This window comes from Holophagales bacterium (assembly GCA_016699405.1).
Lineage (GTDB): Bacteria > Acidobacteriota > Thermoanaerobaculia > Multivoradales > JAGPDF01 > JAAYLR01.
On the sequence record CP064972.1, the window covers coordinates 1,727,948 to 1,744,257 of the forward strand.

The window sequence follows — 16,310 nt, forward strand, 5'->3', positions numbered from 1 at the left end:
GGCGGCCGCCCAACGCGCTGCCGGCAGCCCACTTCGCCCCGCGAGTCGATCCGGTAAAGGAGCGTGATGCTAGCGAGGTCCGCGGCGTCCGGGGCATGATGGTCGTCATGCCGGCCCGATCTGCCCCAGAGAAGGGTGCCGGAGGCGCCGCAGCGCCGACGGACAGCTCAACATGCACCAGCCCGACGAAGGGCTCCCGAGAGTGCGGAAAGAAGCTCGTCCCCGAAAGGGACACCGTCGAGAAGAAAGGCCAGCGCGCGTCCATGGACCGAAAAGACCCTGACCGGGCCGACCGACTCATAGAAGCCGTCTTTCGCCGGACATGACGGCCGTCATCGCGGACTTGCTAAGTCCGAGTTAGCCTGAACGGGATCCCGAAAGGAGTCCCGATGAAGCTCACCCCCACGTCTCTCGTCTCCCTGCTGACCCTGCTCGCGGTCGCCCCGGTGCTCGCCGCCGAGCCCGCGCCCGCTTCGACGACCACTCCGGCGACCTGTGTCGGCTGCCACGCGGAGACGACCCCCGGCGTCGTCGCCGACTGGAAGCTCTCGAAGCACGCCGGCGCCGACGTCGACTGCTCGGCCTGCCACGGCGAGGAGCACACCTCCGCCGCCGACGCCGCGGAGGCGAAGATCCCCACCCCCGAGACCTGCGCGACCTGCCACGAGGAGCGCGTCGCCCAGTACAAGAAGGGCAAGCACGCCGCCGCCTGGGCCTCGGTCAAGGCGATGCCGACGGCGCACTGGCAGCCGATGGCGATGATCGACGGCCAGAAGGGCTGCGGCGGCTGCCACAAGATCGGCGTCAAGAGCGAGGCGGAGATCGCCGCGCTGTCGAAGAGTTCGGGCGGCTACGGCGTCGCCTCCTGCGACGCCTGCCACACCCGGCACACCTTCTCGGTGGCCGAGGCCCGCCAGCCGCAAGCCTGCCAGACCTGCCACATGGGCTTCGATCACCCGCAGTGGGAGATGTACTCGTCGTCCAAGCACGGCGTGCGCCACGCGCTCAAGCAGCTCGACGTGCTGCCGGAGAGCGCCGCGGCCCCCACCTGCCAGACCTGTCACATGGCCGACGGCGACCACGAGGTCCGCACCGCCTGGGGCTTCCTCGCCGTGCGCCTGCCGATGCCGGCGGATCCACAGTGGGCAGCCGACCGTGCCGTCATCCTCCAGGGGCTCGGCGTGCTCGACCCCGACGGCAAGCCGACCGGCCGCCTCGAGGTGGTGCAGGCCGCCGATGTCGCACGGCTGACCCAGGAGGCCTGGCAGAAGGAGCGCGACGAGATGCTCGGCATCTGCGCCAAGTGCCACGCGCCGGCCTTTGCCCAGCAACAGCTCGCGCAGGGCGACGAGATGATCCGTCAGGCCGATCACCTGATGGCCGAGGCGCTGCGGGAGGTTGCCGCGCTCTACCGAGACGGCGTGCTCGCCAAGCCGGCGCACTACGCCTCGGCGTTCCCCGATCTGCTCACCTTCCACGACACGCCGACGTCGATCGAGCAGAAGCTCTGGGTGATGTTCCTCGAGCACCGGATGCGCGCCTTCCAGGGCACCTTCCACGCCAGCCCCGACTACGCCCTCTGGTACGGCTGGAGCGAGATGCAGCGCGACCTCGTCGAGATCCGCGACGAGGCGGCGCGCCTGCGCCGCGAGCATGGGGCGGCGCCGGCGAGCAAGCCGGCGACGGCCGGCCGGTAGCGTCGGTGAGCCGGGAGCCGGCCGCTCCCGGCTCGTTCTGCCTCGGGAGGGACGAGAGGTCGCGCAGGCCTCTCGACCGGCGACGATCCTCCGGGCGCCGAGCGGTGACGAGGCGGCGCGAGGGAGTCGCCGGCGACGCGTCGCCGCGCGGTGAGCCTCCGCGCACGAATCCCGTAGCGCGCTCCGGTAGGATCTCGACATGCCGACGAGCCGACCCGCGATCGAACGCCGCCGCCGCCGAGCCCTGACGCTGCTGCTCGGAATGACCTGCGGCGCGACGGCGATCGCCGAACGCGCGCCGACCGGCACGCCGTCGGCTCCGCCGGCCACGGTCGGGTCGATCTGCATCGCGGCATTCCACCCGGATCCGGGTCACGGTCCGTCGATGGACCTCCCGGGTCCCGGTCCGGACTCCCACTACACCTTCCGGGTCGACGGCGGCGAGCCGGTCACGCTCGCCGTCGGTGAGCGCCACCGATTCGACGATGTGCGCGCCGATCGACGCGTGGTGATCGCCGTCCGTCTCGACGGCAAGCCGACCGAGTCGCTGCGTGTCGACCTCGGCAACGAGCCCGAGCACCGGCTCTGCCTCGTCCTGCGGCGCGGTTACTGGCATTGGGTCGACGGCCTTCTCGAGACGTCACGCGGATGCACCTGCTGGCAGGACGAACCGGCGCCGCCCCCCGCCTCCGCGAGCTCGGGAGCCGCACCGCGGCAGGCGATCTGACAGAGATCTGACGGTCCATCGCCGGTCGCGGCCGTCAGAATGCGTCCTTCGAGAAGGCCACGAAGGAGGCTCCGTCATGTCCGCGGCGACCCGCACCGTGATCGTCGGCAATGCCAGTCATGTCCCCTCGCGCGTCGTGCCGAACGCCGAGTTCCTCGCCAGCCGGCTTCTCGACACGGACGGCCGTCCGTTCGCCAAGAGCAACGAGGAGATCGTCGGCCAGCTCGAGGCGATCACCGGCATCCGCGAGCGGCGCTGGGCCGAGGACGGCCAGGTCGCCTCCGATCTCGGACTGCTCGCCGCACGGGCCGCTCTGGAGAGCTCGGGCGTCGATCCGGAGAGCCTCGATCTCTTGATCGTCGCCCACAACTTCGGCGACGTGCGCAACGACAACCGCCGCTCCGACTTCGTGCCCAGCCTCGCCGCGCGGGTCAAGCAGGGCCTCGGGATCGCCAACCCGTGGTGCGTCGCTTTCGACGTCGCCTTCGGCTGTCCGGGCTGGTTGCACGGGATCCTGCTGGCGCACGACGCGATCGTCGCCGGTCGTGCGCGCCGGGCGATGGTGGTCGGCACCGAGACGCTCTCGCGCATCTCCGACCCGCACGACCGCGACGGGATGATTTACTCCGACGGCGCCGGCGCGACGATCCTCGAAGCGCGCGCGGCGCAGAGTGCCAGCGACCTCTCCGGCATCCTCGCCTCGGTCACCCGTTCGGACACGCGCGAGCACGCCCGCCTGCTCTGGATGGGCGAGTCGTACGACCGCCAGCGGCTGGGCGGCGACCTCTTCCTCAAGATGAACGGCCGCAAGCTCTACAAGTACGCCTGCCAGGTGGTGCCGGAGGTGGTGGTCAAGGCGCTCGCCGCCGCGGGCGTCGAGCTCGGGCAGGTGCGCAAGATCCTGATCCACCAGGCCAACGAGAAGATGGACGAGGCGATCGTGCGGCGCGTCTTCGAGCTCTGCGGTCGTGGCGACGTCACCGACGAGGAGATCCGCGCGGTGATGCCGATGATCATCTCCTGGCTCGGCAACAGCTCGGTGGCGACGATCCCGACGCTGCTCGACCTGCTCGTGCGCGGCGAGCTCGACGGCCACACGCTCGAAGGCGGCGACGTCGTCGTCTTCGCCTCCGTCGGTGCCGGGATGAACGCCAACGCGATGGTCTACCGCGTGCCGCGGTAAGGCTCGGCTCGCTGAACGCGAGAGTCGATCGTCACCCGCCAGGCTCGGGCCAGGGCAGGTGCGGGTCGACGCGACAGCCGCAGCCGTCCCACATGCGGTCGTAGGTGGCGAGGCGTGCGGCGAGGAAGCGCTCGGCGGCGGCGCGGTCGTCGAGGCGACGCACCACGGCCGTGCCGTGCGGATCGTGCTCCTGCGCCAGGACGACGTCGCCGAGCCGCAGCAGGCGGATCGGCCCCTGGACCGAGCTGTCTTCCTCGCGCCAGGTCTCGGCCGCTGCGAGCAGCTCCCCGAGCTCGCCGGCGGAGAGGACCCGGGCTCGGCCCGGCTGGAACGTTCGCGCTTCGTCGGGGGTCATCACCGTCGCCTCCTGCGGGCCGTCCTCGTGAGGTCCCGCTGAACGATTGGAGACCGGCAGCGGTCGCGAGGTTCCCGTTTCGGCCGGAGGCGACTGTCCGATCCGGTGCCTGCCGCGACGGGCGGTAGCGAGGGGACGCGACCGGATCAGCGCGTCGTGTGGGGTGCGCTCGCCGCCCAGGTGTCGAGACGCTCGGCAAGGTAGGGGAAGAACGGGTTCCAGGTCAGTCGCATGAGCTGTTCGACCGGGACGACGAGAACGCCCTTCTCGCCGCGCGGCTCGAGGGCACCGAGGCGGAGGCCTGGGCCTTCGCGGCCGTAGAGCGGGTCGTCGGGCGGGAAGGGCAGGGCAACGTGGGAGAGCGAGTGGACTTGCGACGGCCAGGCGAGCCCGAGCGGACGATCGTGGCCGTCGCGCTGCTCGACCACCGCGGTCGTCGCCGGCGAGGCGTTGGTGACGACCGTCAGCCGCGCCCCTCGCGCCGTGGCGACCCGCAGCTCCTTGAGTCGCTCGGGCCCCGGCTGTTGGAGGAAGGGGCGAAAGTCCGAGGAGCGGTTGAGGTCGAAGATCACCAGCTCGTGGTGCGCGCCCGGCAGATGGGCGAAGAGGTGTGAGGCCACGGCGAGGGTCGAGACCGTCGAGTCGGCGAGCGACTGGAAGGCGAGAACCGGCGGCAGTGCGTCGAGGCGGTGGTCGGACTCGGCGCGAGCGAGGCGCGCGGCGAGCGCATCGGTGAGCGCGGCGCTCTCACGCGCCGCCTGCAGCGGGAACGACGTGTACTTGAACGGCAGGTACTCGGGGAGAATCTCGTACCAGCCCGACTGCTCGAGGCCGGGGACGATGGCGAGCGAGCCGAAGAGCCTGCCGATCCGCGCCGCCGGACTGACTGCGACCATCGGCGAGAGGAGCAGGACCGCATCGGGGCGCGGCAGATCGGCCGACCCGGCGTCGGCGGGCTCGAGCGACTCGAGGGCGAGGAGCATGGCGAGCGCTGCGCCGTTCGAGTAGCCGACGACGAGCAGCGGCTTGTCGGGGCCGATCGTCGCGCGCACGTGACGCATGCCGAGACGCGCGGCGGCCAGCCAGTCCTCCCAGCGCGCGGTGGTCAGCGCCGCGGGGACGGTGCCGTGGCCCGGCAGGCGGATGGCGAGCGAGACGACGCCGCCGGCGGCGAGCCGATCGGCCACCGCGTGCAGGCTGTAGGGCGCGTCGGTCAAGCCGTGGAGCAGCAACGCACCGGCGCGCGGCGGCCCCTGCCAGGGGGCGTGGGGAGCGACCTCACGGGTGCGATTGCCGTCGATCGCGAAGCGTGACGGGTGGAGCGGCCCGTCCGGGTTGTAGCGACTCGTGGCGAGCCGCGCGGTGGGCGAGGGGTCGTCGGCGAGCGTCGTCGCCACCTCGCGGAAGAGCACCGACTCGCGCTCGAGATAGTCGGCGAGCGAATCCATCCGCGCGATGCCCGCCGCGGTCACCTCGCCGCGTGGCACCAGCCGGTGCCAGGGCTCAAGCGGCGGCATGCCGCGCGCGTCGACCGCCCGCACGACGAGCACGGTGACCGCCACGGTCGCGGCGAGGGCGAGCGCGCGGACCGCGAGACGGAGCGCCGATCGGAGGAATGGGGCCGGAACGCCGCGCCGGGCCGCAGAGGGGTGCTCGATGGCGGCAGATGCTAGCAGGGGTCGCTCGCCGACCGAGGTCCGGCCTGCCCTTCCGGTGCGGGCTCGCGGCCCTTCTCCCACCCCGCGGGGTGGGGTCGACCTGATCTCGGTCATGTACGTTGACGGCACATCCTCGTAAGGTCCCACTCGTCGCTGCAGGTGGTCGCAGGGAGCACAAGGAGCGGAGTGGCCGGGTCCCGGACCCGGCGCGAAAAGGAGTCGCGATGCCGTTGACGGTGCGATTGCCCGACCTCGAGCACTGGAAGGCCCAGGTCAAGTGTCAGGCGGGATGCCCGGTGGCGACCGATGCGGGGCGCTACGTCCAGCTCGTCGCCGAGGGGCGCCCGGAGGAGGCCTACCTGGTGGCGCGTGCGCCCAACCCTTTCGCCTCGATCTGCGGGCGCGTCTGTGCGGCCCCCTGCGAGGACGCCTGCCGCCGCGGCGCCATCGATGCCCCGGTGGCGATCCGCGCCCTCAAGCGCTACGTCTGCGAGCGCTTCGGCGTCGAGTCGATGCAGCCGGGGACGCAGGACCGGCTGCTCACGACGCCGATCGAGGAGGGGAACCGCTACGCGGGTCATCTGCCGCTCCTCCCGGTGCTCGGCGAAGCGCCGCGCGACCCCGCCTTCGAGGCGCTCGCCGCGACCCGGCCCGGCGCCGGGCGGAAGGTGGCGGTGGTCGGCGCCGGGCCCGCCGGGCTGGCGGCGGCGCACGACCTCGCGCTGCTCGGCTACCGGGTCACCGTCTTCGAGGCGGCCGACGAGCCGGGCGGCATGGTGCGCTTCGGCATCCCCGAGTACCGTCTGCCGCGCACCGTCATCCGGGCCGAGATCGACAAGATCGCCGGCCTCGGCGTCGAGATCCGGCTGCGCACGCCGCTCACCCCGGGCTACGGCCTGCAGGAGCTCCGGGCCGAAGGGTACGAGGCGTTCTTCCTCGCCGCCGGGGTCTCCAAGGGGCGCGACCTGCAGCTGCCGGGCGTGGAGCTCGACGGCGTGGTCAAGGCGGTCGACTTCCTGCTCAACGTCAACCGCGGCTACCGGATGGAGCTCGGCCGGCGCGTGGTGGTGATCGGCGGCGGCTTCGTCGCCTTCGACGCGGCGCGCACCGCCCTGCGCCTCGGTCGCACCGAGGAGCCGCAGGGGCTCGGCGAGCTCGACCGCGAGGAGGACGCGCGGATGAAGGAGGCCTTCGACTCGGCGCGCGCCGCACTGCGCTCGGGTGCTTCCGAGGTCACCCTGGTCTCGCTCGAGACCTTCGACGAGATGCCGGTGCTGCGCACCACGCAGGGGCACGAGGAGTTCGAGGAGGCGCAACGCGAAGGGGTCTCCTTCCTCACCCGCCGTGGCCCGGCACGCTTCGAGGGCGCGGGCCGGCTGCGGTCGGTGGCCCTGCGCAAGGTGCTCTCGGTCTTCGACGCCAACGGACGCTTCGCCCCGGCCTACGACGACGCCGACATGCTCGACCTGCCGGCCGACGCCTGCATCCTGGCGATCGGCCAGCGCCCCGACCTGTCGTTCCTGCAGCCGGCCGACGGCGTCGAGCTCTCGCCGGGCGGGACGATCCGGGTCGACCCCGAGACGCTCGCCACCAGCGCGCCGCGGATCTTCGCCGGCGGCGACGTGGCCTTCGGCCCGCGCAACCTGATCGAGGGGGTGGCCAACGGCAAGCGCGCGGCGCGCTCCATCCACCGCGTGCTCGCCGGCGAGCGCGCCAGGCTCGAGGTGACGGTCGACGTCGAGAAACTGCCGACCGCCACCTACCGCATGGCGGCCGGCTTCGAGGTGCTCGACCGCGAGACGCCGCCGACCCTCGACGTCGGACGCCGCACCGGCATCGCCGAGGTCGAGGTGGGCTACGACCGCGTGGCGGCCGAGCGCCAGGCGGCGCGCTGCCTGGTCTGCCACGTGCAGACCATCTACGACCCGGAGGCCTGCGTGCTCTGTGGCCGCTGCGTCGACGTCTGCCCCGAGCACTGCCTGGCGCTCGTCCCCTACGAGGAGATCGAGCTGCCGGCGGCGGAGCGCGCGGCGCTCGCCGCGAGCGCAGCAGGGGGGGGGCTGCCGCTGTCGGCGATGTTGAAGGACGACGAGCGCTGCATCCGCTGCGGGCTCTGCGCGGTGCGCTGCCCGACCGACGCGATGACCATGGAGCGTTTCACCATCACCGAACGATGGGCCGCCGCCCGCGCCGGCGACGCCCCCGAGGAGGGTGCATGAGCGACAAGCCGGACCGCCGCGAGTTCCTGCTGAAAGTCGGCACGGGGGCCGGGATCGCCGCCCTGGGCGGGCAGGCGATCGCCTCGCTGCGCTCGCTGGTCCCCAACGTCTCCTACGATGCGCCGACCACGGTCAAGCTCGGCGCGGCGCAGGAGTTCCCCGACGGACTGAAGTACCTGCCCGACCAGCGGCTCTTCGTCTTCCGCGAGGGCAACACCTTCCACGCCATCTCGGCGGTCTGTACCCACCTCGGCTGCACGGTGCGCGCCGAGGCGCTGTCGCGCCCGGAGGAGAGCGAGACCGGCGGCCAGAGCATGCGCCTCACCCACCGCTTCCTCTGTCCGTGTCACGGCTCGACCTACAAGGGCGACGGCACCAACGTCTCCGGGCCGGCGCCGAAGCCGCTCGCCTGGTACCGGCTGTCGGTCGCCCCCGACGACGGCCAGCTGGTCGTCGACCTCGCCGATCCGGTCGGCCAGGACTTCCGTCTCACCACGGCCTGAGGAGCGTCATGAGCGAGCCGACCGGAAGCCCCGCGCCCGCGAGCGCCCCCAACGTCCACGCCAAGCCGCTCTGGAGCCTGCGCCCGCGCTCCGACCGCGAGGCCGGCGATGCCGTGGTCTCGAACTTCGCGCTGCACTGGTTCCCCGCCAAGGTCTCGAAGGCGTCGCTCGACTGGAGCTACTCCTTCTGGCTCGGCACCGCCTCGGCGGCCCTGCTGCTGCTGCTCGTGCTCTCGGGGATGCCGCTGCTCTTCCTCTACATCCCCTCGGTCGAGCGCGCCTACGCCTCGGTCAAGGACATCGAGCACGTGGTCTCCTTCGGCTCGTGGATCCGCGCCGTGCACCGGCTCTCGGCGCACCTCATGGTGGCGGTGGTCTTCCTCCACCTCGCCCGCGTCTTCCTCACCGGCGCCTACAAGAACGGCGTCGGGCGCGGCCAGCGGCGCGAGTGGAACTGGGTGATCGGGGTGGTGATGTTGCTCGTCACCCTCTTCCTCTCGTTCACCGGCTACCTGCTGCCGTGGGACCAGCTCGCCTACTGGGCGGTGACCGTCGGCACCAACATCGCCTCCTCGGTGCCGCTGGTCGGCGAGTCGATGCGCGAGTTGCTGCTCGGCGGCCGGACGATCGAGCAGCCGACGCTGATCCGCTTCTACGTGCTGCACGTCATCGCGCTGCCCGGCCTGCTGGGGATCCTCTTCCTCTACCACATGTGGCGGGTGCGCAAGGACGGCGGGCTGGCGCGCAGCGACCGCGAGGGGCTGCTCGCCGAAGCGACGGTGGTGCCGGCGGCGCCGACCAAGACCTACACCCTGCTGGGCGTCGCGCGCGGCACCGCGCCGGCCATCCGGGCGCGCTCGCTCGAGGCGCCCGAGACCACCGTCAACTCCGTCCCCGACCTGGTGCGGCGGGCGGCGATCGTGGTGCTGGCGACCTTCGCCGTCGTCGGCATCCTCGCGGTGCTCATCCCGTCGCCGCTCGAGGAGCCGGCCAACCCGATGGTGACGCCGAACCCGGCGAAGGCCCCCTGGTACTTCCTCTGGCTGCAGGAGGTGGTGACCGACACCACGCTCCACGTCGGGTCGTTCACCGTCAACGGCGCGCTCATCGGCGGGGTGATCCTGCCCGGTCTGCTCCTCGCCCTGATGACCTTCTGGCCCTGGCTCGACCGCAGTCCGCGCGACGCCGCCGGCTGGTGGTTCCCGCAAAGCCGGCGGACGCAGAACTGGATCTTCCTCGCCCTCTGCCTGGCGGTGGTCCTGCTGACCATCCTGGGCACCTTCATGCGCGGACCGTACTGGCACTTCTTCTGGCCCTGGGAGACCTGGCCGGAGATTCCGGGGAGGATCTGAGATGGAAAAGCGCACCAACTCCCCCTACCCGAAGCTCGACCGGCCGATCCTCGCCCTGGTGGGCGTGGCGCTCGTCGCCGGCACCGTGCTCTTCGCCTGGAGCGACCGCCAGCATGACTGGCGCTACTACCAGTACGAATTTCGCGCGATGGTGAGCGAGAAGTTCGGCGCCGAGAAGGCGGCGACCGTGCCGGCCGGGGTGCAGCAGCACTGGATCGCCGGCCTCGGCCGCGCCGACCGCTGCGTGACCTGCCATCAAGCGGTCTCCTGGAAGGGCTTCGAGACGGCGGAGAACCCCTGGAAGACCCATCCGGTCGAGCCGCTGCGGACCCACCCGGTGGAGAAGTTCGGCTGCACCTCCTGCCACGGCGGGCAGGGCTGGGCGATCGACACCGACCCGGCGCACGGGCAGGTCGCGCACTGGGAGGAGCCGCTGCTCGGCCGGACGCTCGGCGAGGAGTACTCGCTCGCCGCCGATCCCGGGAGCCTGATCGAGATGAACTGCAACGTCTGCCACCGCTACGACCGCGAGACGGCGGGCATGACGGAGATCAACCGCGCCAAGGCGCTGCTCGCCGAGAAGGGCTGCCGCGCCTGCCACGTGATCAACGGGCGCGGCGGCACGATCGGGCCCGACCTGACCTGGGTGGGCGACAAGGCGCCGGAGCAGTACGACTTCAGCCGCCTCTCGGGTCAGACCACCTCGTTCGCCTGGCACGTCGCGCACCTCAAGGACCCGCGCGCCCTGGTCACCGAGACGGTGATGCCGAACTTCCACCTCTCGACCCGCGACGCCCAGGCCCTCGCGATGCTGATCCTCTCCTGGCGCCGGGCGGAGGTGCCCGCGGCCTATCTCGCCGGTGCGCCGCGCAGCGACGCACGGACCGCCGAGGAAGCGGTGGCCGAGAAGGCGATGGAGAGCGGCCCGGGCGCCTGGTTCGTCAAGACCGGCTGCTTCGTCTGCCACTCGATCTCGGTCTACGGCGTGAAGAGCCCGGCGCAGATCGGTCCCGACCTCTCGACCGCGGTCGAGGACGTCCAGTCGCGTTTCGGGCGCACGCTCGACGACTTCCTGCGTGAGCCCACCGGCACCATGGCGGTGGTGCTGTCGCGCCAGATCATCCTTACCCCGGAGCAGAAGGCGACGGCCGTCGAGAAGCTGCGCGCGGCGTTCGCCGAGCACCAGCGGCGGAAGGCCGCCGGGGTGGACGACGCCAATTCCACCGCGGGCCACTGAGGCGCGCGGCACCTTCGGCACCAAGGGGGGAGAACGATGAACAGGAGCGATCGCAAGTTGTGGCTCGGGGGGCTGGTGGCCGTGCTGGTCGTGGCCCTGGCCGCCTGGGCGTGCGCGCCCAAGGCGCCGAAGCGCGGCAAGGCTGGCGGCACGGAGGGCAAGTCGGACATCGCGCAGGCGGCGATGAAGACCTACGTGCCGCCCGGCGACCTCGACGAGTACTACATGTTCGCCTCCGGCGGCCACTCGGGCCAGGTGTACGTCTACGGCCTGCCGTCGATGCGGCACCTGTCGACCATCCCGGTCTACACGCCCTACCCGGCGACCGGCTACGGCTTCGACGACGAGTCGAAGGCGATGCTCGGTGGCCTCACCTGGGGCGACGTCCACCATCCTTCGCTCTCGGAGACCAAGGGCGACTACGACGGCCGCTGGCTCTTCGTCAACGACATGAACGGCCGGGTGGCGCGCATCGACCTGCGCGACTTCAAGACCAAGCAGATCTTCGGCCCGGTGCCCAACGTCTCGGGCAACCACGCCGCCGCCTTCGTGACGCCCAACACCGAGTACTCGATGATGGCCTCGCGCTTCTCGATCCCGCTGCCCAAGGGCACGGCGGCGATGCCGAGCGACTACGCCGGCAAGTACAAGGGGGTGGTCGCCGGGATCAAGATCGACCCGCAGAGCGGCGAGATGTCGCTCGGCTGGCAGATCCTGATGCCGCCGTTCGACTACGACCTCGGCGACGCCGGCAAGCTCGCCTCCGACGGCTGGATGTTCTGGACCAGCTACAACACCGAGCGCGCCAGCGGCCAGCTCGAGGTGACCTCGACGCAGAAGGACCGCGACTACATCGTGGCGATCGACTGGCGCGCGGCGGAGAAGGCGGCAGCCGCGGGCCAGGGCGACATGCTGGGCGGGGTCAAGGTGATCGACCCGGCGAAGGTGCCGGGGATCGTCTACCTGATGCCCTGCGGCAAGTCGCCGCACGGCGTCGACGTCTCGCCCGACGGCAGGTACGTCATCGGCTCGGGCAAGCTCCAGGGCGTCACCACGGTGTTCAACTTCGAGAAGGTCCAGACGGCGATCCGCAACAAGGACTTCGCGGGCGAGGAGGACGGCATCCCGGTCCTCAAGTACGAGTCGATCAAGGACGCCGAGGTGCCGGTCGGCCTCGGGCCGCTGCACACCCAGTTCGACGACCAGGGCTACGCCTACACCTCGCTCTTCGTCGACTCGGCGATCGCAAAATGGAAGCTCGGCACCTGGGAGGTCATCGACAAGGTGCCGATGTCCTACTCGATCGGCCACCTCGCCGCGGCCGAGGGCGACACGGTGAGCCCGGACGGCAAGTACCTGGTGGGCCTGAACAAGCTCTCGCACGGCCGGCACCTGTCGGTGGGCCCGTCGCAGCCGGAGGCCTCGCAGCTGGTGGACATCTCGGAGGAGAAGATGAAGCTTCTCTACGACGCCTTCACCGAGCCCGAGCCGCACTACGCGCAGATCGTCAAGGCCGACAAGCTCAAGCCGATCGAGGTCTACCCGAAGGAGGAGAACCACCATCCGCTGGCCATCTGGGACAAGGCCCAGGCCGGCGTGACGCGCAACGGCAACGAGGTGCTGGTGAAGATGGTGGCGGTGCGCTCGACCCTCTGGCCGACCGAGTTCGCGGTCAACCAAGGCGACACGGTCAAGATCGCCATCACCAACATCGAGCAGACCACCGACGAGCTCCACGGCCTCGGGCTGCTCGACTACAACCTCAACATCGTGGTCGACCCGGGCGAGACCAAGACGGTCACCTTCAAGGTCGACAAGGCGGGAGTCTTCCCGTACTACTGCACGAACTTCTGCTCGGCGCTGCATCAGGAGATGCAGGGCTACATGGTGGTCAACCCGCGCTAGAGCGGGCCTGCCGGGCGGCGGGGCGGACCCGCTCCGTCGCCCGCGTTGACGTTGCGAAAGGAGCCCTCCGATGGACGAGCCCGTAGCGCCCCAGACCCGGTGGATCGACCGGCCGCTCCGTCGTCTGCCGCGCACCCTGCTGGTCACCGCGGCGCTGCTGACCCTCACGGTGGCGCTCTTTCCGCTCTGGAGCCTGACGATGTTCGCGCCGCAGTACCCGGACGGGCTGCGGCTCTACATCTACAGCTACAAGCTCGACGGCGACAACGCCGGGCAGGACGTCAAGGAGATCAACGTCCTCAACCACTACATCGGCATGCGCGACCTGGTCACCGCGGACTTCGGCGAGTTCAAGTGGATGCCCTTCGTCATCGGCGCGCTGGCGCTGCTCTTCCTGCGGGCGGCGGTGCACGCCCACCTCGGGGACCTGCTCGACGTCACCGTGCTCTACGTCTACTTCGCGCTCTTCTCGCTCTGGTCGTTCGGCTACAAGATGTACCACTATGGCCACGACCTCGCGCCGACCGCGGCGGTGAAGGTCGACCCCTTCATGCCCCCGATGTTCGGCTACAAGAAGCTGGCGAACTTCGACGTCTGGTCCTACCCCGGCGTGGCCTCCTACGCGCTCATGGCCATCGGCGTGGCCCTGGTTCTCGCTCTCGCGCTGGCTTGGCGCCAGGCGCGGCGGGAAGGGCAGGCGCTCTGATCGCGCGGAGGCCGGTCATGCGCGCGCGCCTGCTGGCCCTGGCGGTCGGCGCCCTGGTCGCCGCCGGCGGCGCGTCGGCCGACGAGGCGGCGCCGCCGGCACAGAACCTCGAGGGCCGGCCGGGGGTCTCGGAGACCTCGCCGCTGCAGGCGCGGATTGACGCGGCCGCCCCGGGCGCCACGGTCGAGGTCGCGGCCGGCACGTGGACCGGCGACCTGTGGATCGACAAGCCGCTGCGGCTGGTGGGCCGCGGCCGCCCCCGCCTGGTCGGCTCGAGCCGCGGCAGCGTGGTGCGGGTGCGGGCGGCCGAGGTCACGGTCGAGGGGTTCGACATCGACGGGCGCGGCGGCGGCGACCTGGCGCGCGACACGGCGGGCGTGCACGTGGCGGCGGCGCGCGCCACGGTGCGCGACTGTCGCATCGCGGGGTGCCTGTTCGGGATCTACCTGCGGGCCTCCGACGACGCGACCGTCGCCGGGTGCACGATCGCCGGCATCCCCGGCAAGGACCCCGGGGAGAAGGGCTCCGGCATCCACGTCTGGAACTCGCAGCGCTTCCGGCTCGAGCGGAACGAGATCCGCGACGTCCGCGACGGCTTCTACATCCAGTCCTCGAGCGGCGGCGTGGTGCGCGGCAACGTGGCGCGCGACCTGCGCTACGGCCTCCACTACATGTTCTCCGACGACAACCTCTTCGAGGACAACCTCTTCGAGAACGGGGCCGCCGGCACTGCGCTGATGTACTCCAAGCGCATCACCTTCCGCCGCAACCGCTTCGTGCGCAATCGCGGCTTCGCCTCGGTCGGCCTGCTGCTGAAAGCCTGCGACGAGGTGGTGGCGGAGGACAACCTGATCGCCGACAACGCCCGCGGCATCTTCCTCGAGGGCTCCTACGACAACGTCTTCCGCGGCAACGTCGTGGCGGCCTCCGACGTGGCGCTGGTGATCTACGACTCCTGCGCCCGCAACGCCTTCACCGGCAACAGCTTCGTCGGCAACCTCTCGCCACTCTCGCTCTCCGGCCGGCGCACCGACACGCGCTTCGAAGGGAACTTCTGGTCCGACGCGAGCGAGCCCGACCTCGACGGCGACGGGCGGAGCGACCGCCCCTACCGCCTGTCGAGCGTCTTCGACCACCTGCGCGGCAACCTCACCGCGGCCGACCTCCTGGCGCAGAGCCTCGCCGCCCGCGCCCTCGGTGCCGCCGAGCTGGCCTTCCCGGTGCTCGCGCCGGTGGCGGTGGAGGACGTCTCGCCGCTGGCGCGCGCGCCCGAGCTCGCGGTCCCCGAGTGGACGCCGCGCGGCCGGTCGGGAGCGGATCCGGCGGGCATGCTCGGCGCCCTGGCTCTGCTCTCGGCCGGCGGCGCGACGCTGGCGCGCGGCAGGAGGCGGCGGTGATCGAGTTCCGGCGCTTCGGCAAGCGCTTCGGCGCGGTGGTGGCGGTCGACGCCCTCGATCTGCGGGTGGCCCCCGGCGAGGTGGTGGCGCTGCTCGGGCCGAACGGCTCGGGCAAGACGACGGCGCTCAAGGCGGTGGCCGGGCTGCTCCGGCCCTCCTCCGGCGAGGTGCTCGTCGACGGCGAGCCGGCGGAGCGGCCGGAGGCGCGTCGACGGCTCTCCTACCTGCCGCAGAAGGTGGCCTTCCCCGACTCGCTCTCCGGCGAAGAGGTGCTCTCCTTCTACCGGCGTCTGCGCGGCGTCGCGGCGGAGCGGGTGGGCGAGGTGCTGCGCTTCGCCGCGCTCAACGGCGCCGGGGCACGGGCGGTCGGGACCTACTCCGGCGGGATGACCCAGCGCCTGGGGCTCGCCGTGGCGATGGTCGCCGACTCGCCGCTGCTGCTGCTCGACGAGCCGACGGCGGCGCTCGATGCCGAGGGGCTCCAGGCGTTCTTCGGCCTGGTCGAGCGCCACCGCCGGGACGGCCGCACGGTGCTCTTCACCTCGCACCAGCTCGGCGACGTGGAGCGCCTGGTGGACCGCTTCGCGATCCTGGTCGGCGGCAGGCTGGTCGCCTCGTTGACCTCCCCGGAGCTCGCCACGCGCCTGGCGGACCGCGGCGCGCTGCGGCTGCGGCTCGGCCGCGAGCCGGAAGGGCTGCTCGAGGCGCTCCGCTCCCGCGTGCCGACGGCGCGCCGGGAGGGCGACGAGCTGGTGCTCCCGGGCCCGGCGGCCGGGCGGCCGGCGGTGCTCGACGAGGTCCGGCGCCGGGGAGGGGAGATCACCGGTCTCACCACCGAAGAGGGGCGGCTCGACGTGCTCTTCCGCGAGCTGGTCGAGGAGAGCCGGGCCGGAAAGGAGAGCCGATGAGAGCCGGAGCCCTGCGCGCCCACCTCGCCGCCCTGACGCTGCTCGTCGCCGCCTGCGACGGCGGCGCGCCGCGCCCGGCCGAGCTCGACACCCGGCACGAGAGCTGCCGCTTCTGCCGCATGACGGTCTCCGAGCGGCCGTTCGCCGCGCAGGTCGTAGCGCCGGGCGAGGAGCCGGTGTTCTTCGACGACCTGGGCTGCCTCCGCGACTTCCTCGGCTCGGGAGGGAAGCTGCCGACGGGAGCCACGATCTTCGTCGCCGACCACCGCACCGGCGAATGGGTGTCGGGGGCGACGGCCCTCTACACCGAAGTCCCGACCCTGCAGACCCCGATGGCCTCCCATCTCGTCGCGCACGCCGATGTTGCCTCGCGCGACGCCGACCCCACCGCCGCCGGCGGCCTGCCGGTCGCCGCGGCGGCGATCTTCGGTCCCAGCGGAGCGCCAGGCACGCCGTGACCGAC

General features: G+C 71.7%; 14 protein-coding genes. 12 read left to right on the top strand and 2 right to left on the bottom strand.

What is annotated here, in order from left to right:
- Positions 1-389: 389 nt before the first annotated feature.
- From IPJ17_07235 to IPJ17_07245, 3 genes are all read left to right on the top strand, one after another.
- A complete protein-coding gene (locus IPJ17_07235; protein ID QQR75360.1) occupies positions 390-1,697 on the top strand; it encodes a cytochrome C in 1,308 nt (435 codons plus the stop codon).
- 199 nt (positions 1,698-1,896) lie between these two features.
- Entirely contained in the window at positions 1,897-2,424 is a 528-nt protein-coding gene (locus tag IPJ17_07240; protein ID QQR75361.1) for a hypothetical protein, read from the top strand.
- Positions 2,425-2,500: 76 nt separating this feature from the next.
- Positions 2,501-3,607, top strand: a complete 1,107-nt coding sequence (locus tag IPJ17_07245; GenBank protein ID QQR75362.1) for a ketoacyl-ACP synthase III — start codon at positions 2,501-2,503, stop codon at positions 3,605-3,607.
- Positions 3,608-3,638: 31 nt separating this feature from the next.
- On the opposite strand, the gene IPJ17_07250 is transcribed toward IPJ17_07245, so the two are convergent.
- Both IPJ17_07250 and IPJ17_07255 read right to left on the bottom strand, forming a co-directional pair.
- A complete protein-coding gene (locus IPJ17_07250; GenBank protein QQR75363.1) occupies positions 3,639-3,962 on the bottom strand; it encodes a hypothetical protein in 324 nt (107 codons plus the stop codon).
- Positions 3,963-4,108: 146 nt separating this feature from the next.
- Entirely contained in the window at positions 4,109-5,734 is a 1,626-nt protein-coding gene (locus tag IPJ17_07255; GenBank protein QQR75364.1) for an alpha/beta hydrolase, read from the bottom strand.
- A 110-nt stretch (positions 5,735-5,844) separates the two neighbouring features.
- Here IPJ17_07255 and IPJ17_07260 point away from each other — a divergent pair, with 110 nt between their 5' ends.
- The 9 genes from IPJ17_07260 (at position 5,845) to IPJ17_07300 (ending at position 16,305) form a co-directional block, all read left to right on the top strand.
- Complete coding sequence (locus tag IPJ17_07260; GenBank protein ID QQR75365.1) at positions 5,845-7,839, top strand: FAD-dependent oxidoreductase; 1,995 nt, start codon at positions 5,845-5,847, stop codon at positions 7,837-7,839.
- Positions 7,836-8,342 carry a ubiquinol-cytochrome c reductase iron-sulfur subunit gene (locus IPJ17_07265; protein ID QQR75366.1) on the top strand — a complete coding sequence of 169 codons (507 nt, stop codon included), beginning with the start codon at positions 7,836-7,838 and terminating at the stop codon, positions 8,340-8,342. Before IPJ17_07260 ends, IPJ17_07265 begins: the two co-directional genes overlap by 4 nt.
- An 8-nt stretch (positions 8,343-8,350) precedes the next feature.
- Positions 8,351-9,694 (top strand): cytochrome b N-terminal domain-containing protein, encoded by a 1,344-nt coding sequence (locus IPJ17_07270; protein QQR75367.1) that lies wholly within the window; start codon positions 8,351-8,353, stop codon positions 9,692-9,694.
- A gap of 1 nt (position 9,695) precedes the next feature.
- On the top strand, positions 9,696-10,931 hold the full coding sequence (locus IPJ17_07275; GenBank protein QQR75368.1) for a c-type cytochrome: 1,236 nt from the start codon (positions 9,696-9,698) through the stop codon (positions 10,929-10,931).
- A 36-nt stretch (positions 10,932-10,967) separates the two neighbouring features.
- Positions 10,968-12,836 carry a Sec-dependent nitrous-oxide reductase gene (nosZ, locus tag IPJ17_07280; protein QQR75369.1) on the top strand — a complete coding sequence of 623 codons (1,869 nt, stop codon included), beginning with the start codon at positions 10,968-10,970 and terminating at the stop codon, positions 12,834-12,836.
- Positions 12,837-12,906: 70 nt separating this feature from the next.
- Positions 12,907-13,542 carry a hypothetical protein gene (locus IPJ17_07285; GenBank protein QQR75370.1) on the top strand — a complete coding sequence of 212 codons (636 nt, stop codon included), beginning with the start codon at positions 12,907-12,909 and terminating at the stop codon, positions 13,540-13,542.
- A gap of 17 nt (positions 13,543-13,559) precedes the next feature.
- The gene (nosD, locus tag IPJ17_07290; protein QQR75371.1) at positions 13,560-14,939 is read left to right on the top strand and encodes a nitrous oxide reductase family maturation protein NosD; all 1,380 of its coding nucleotides are present in this window, start codon (positions 13,560-13,562) and stop codon (positions 14,937-14,939) included.
- Positions 14,936-15,847 carry an ABC transporter ATP-binding protein gene (locus IPJ17_07295; protein QQR75372.1) on the top strand — a complete coding sequence of 304 codons (912 nt, stop codon included), beginning with the start codon at positions 14,936-14,938 and terminating at the stop codon, positions 15,845-15,847. Before nosD ends, IPJ17_07295 begins: the two co-directional genes overlap by 4 nt.
- Complete coding sequence (locus IPJ17_07300) at positions 15,844-16,305, top strand: hypothetical protein (GenBank protein ID QQR75373.1); 462 nt, start codon at positions 15,844-15,846, stop codon at positions 16,303-16,305. Before IPJ17_07295 ends, IPJ17_07300 begins: the two co-directional genes overlap by 4 nt.
- Positions 16,306-16,310: the final 5 nt, after the last annotated feature.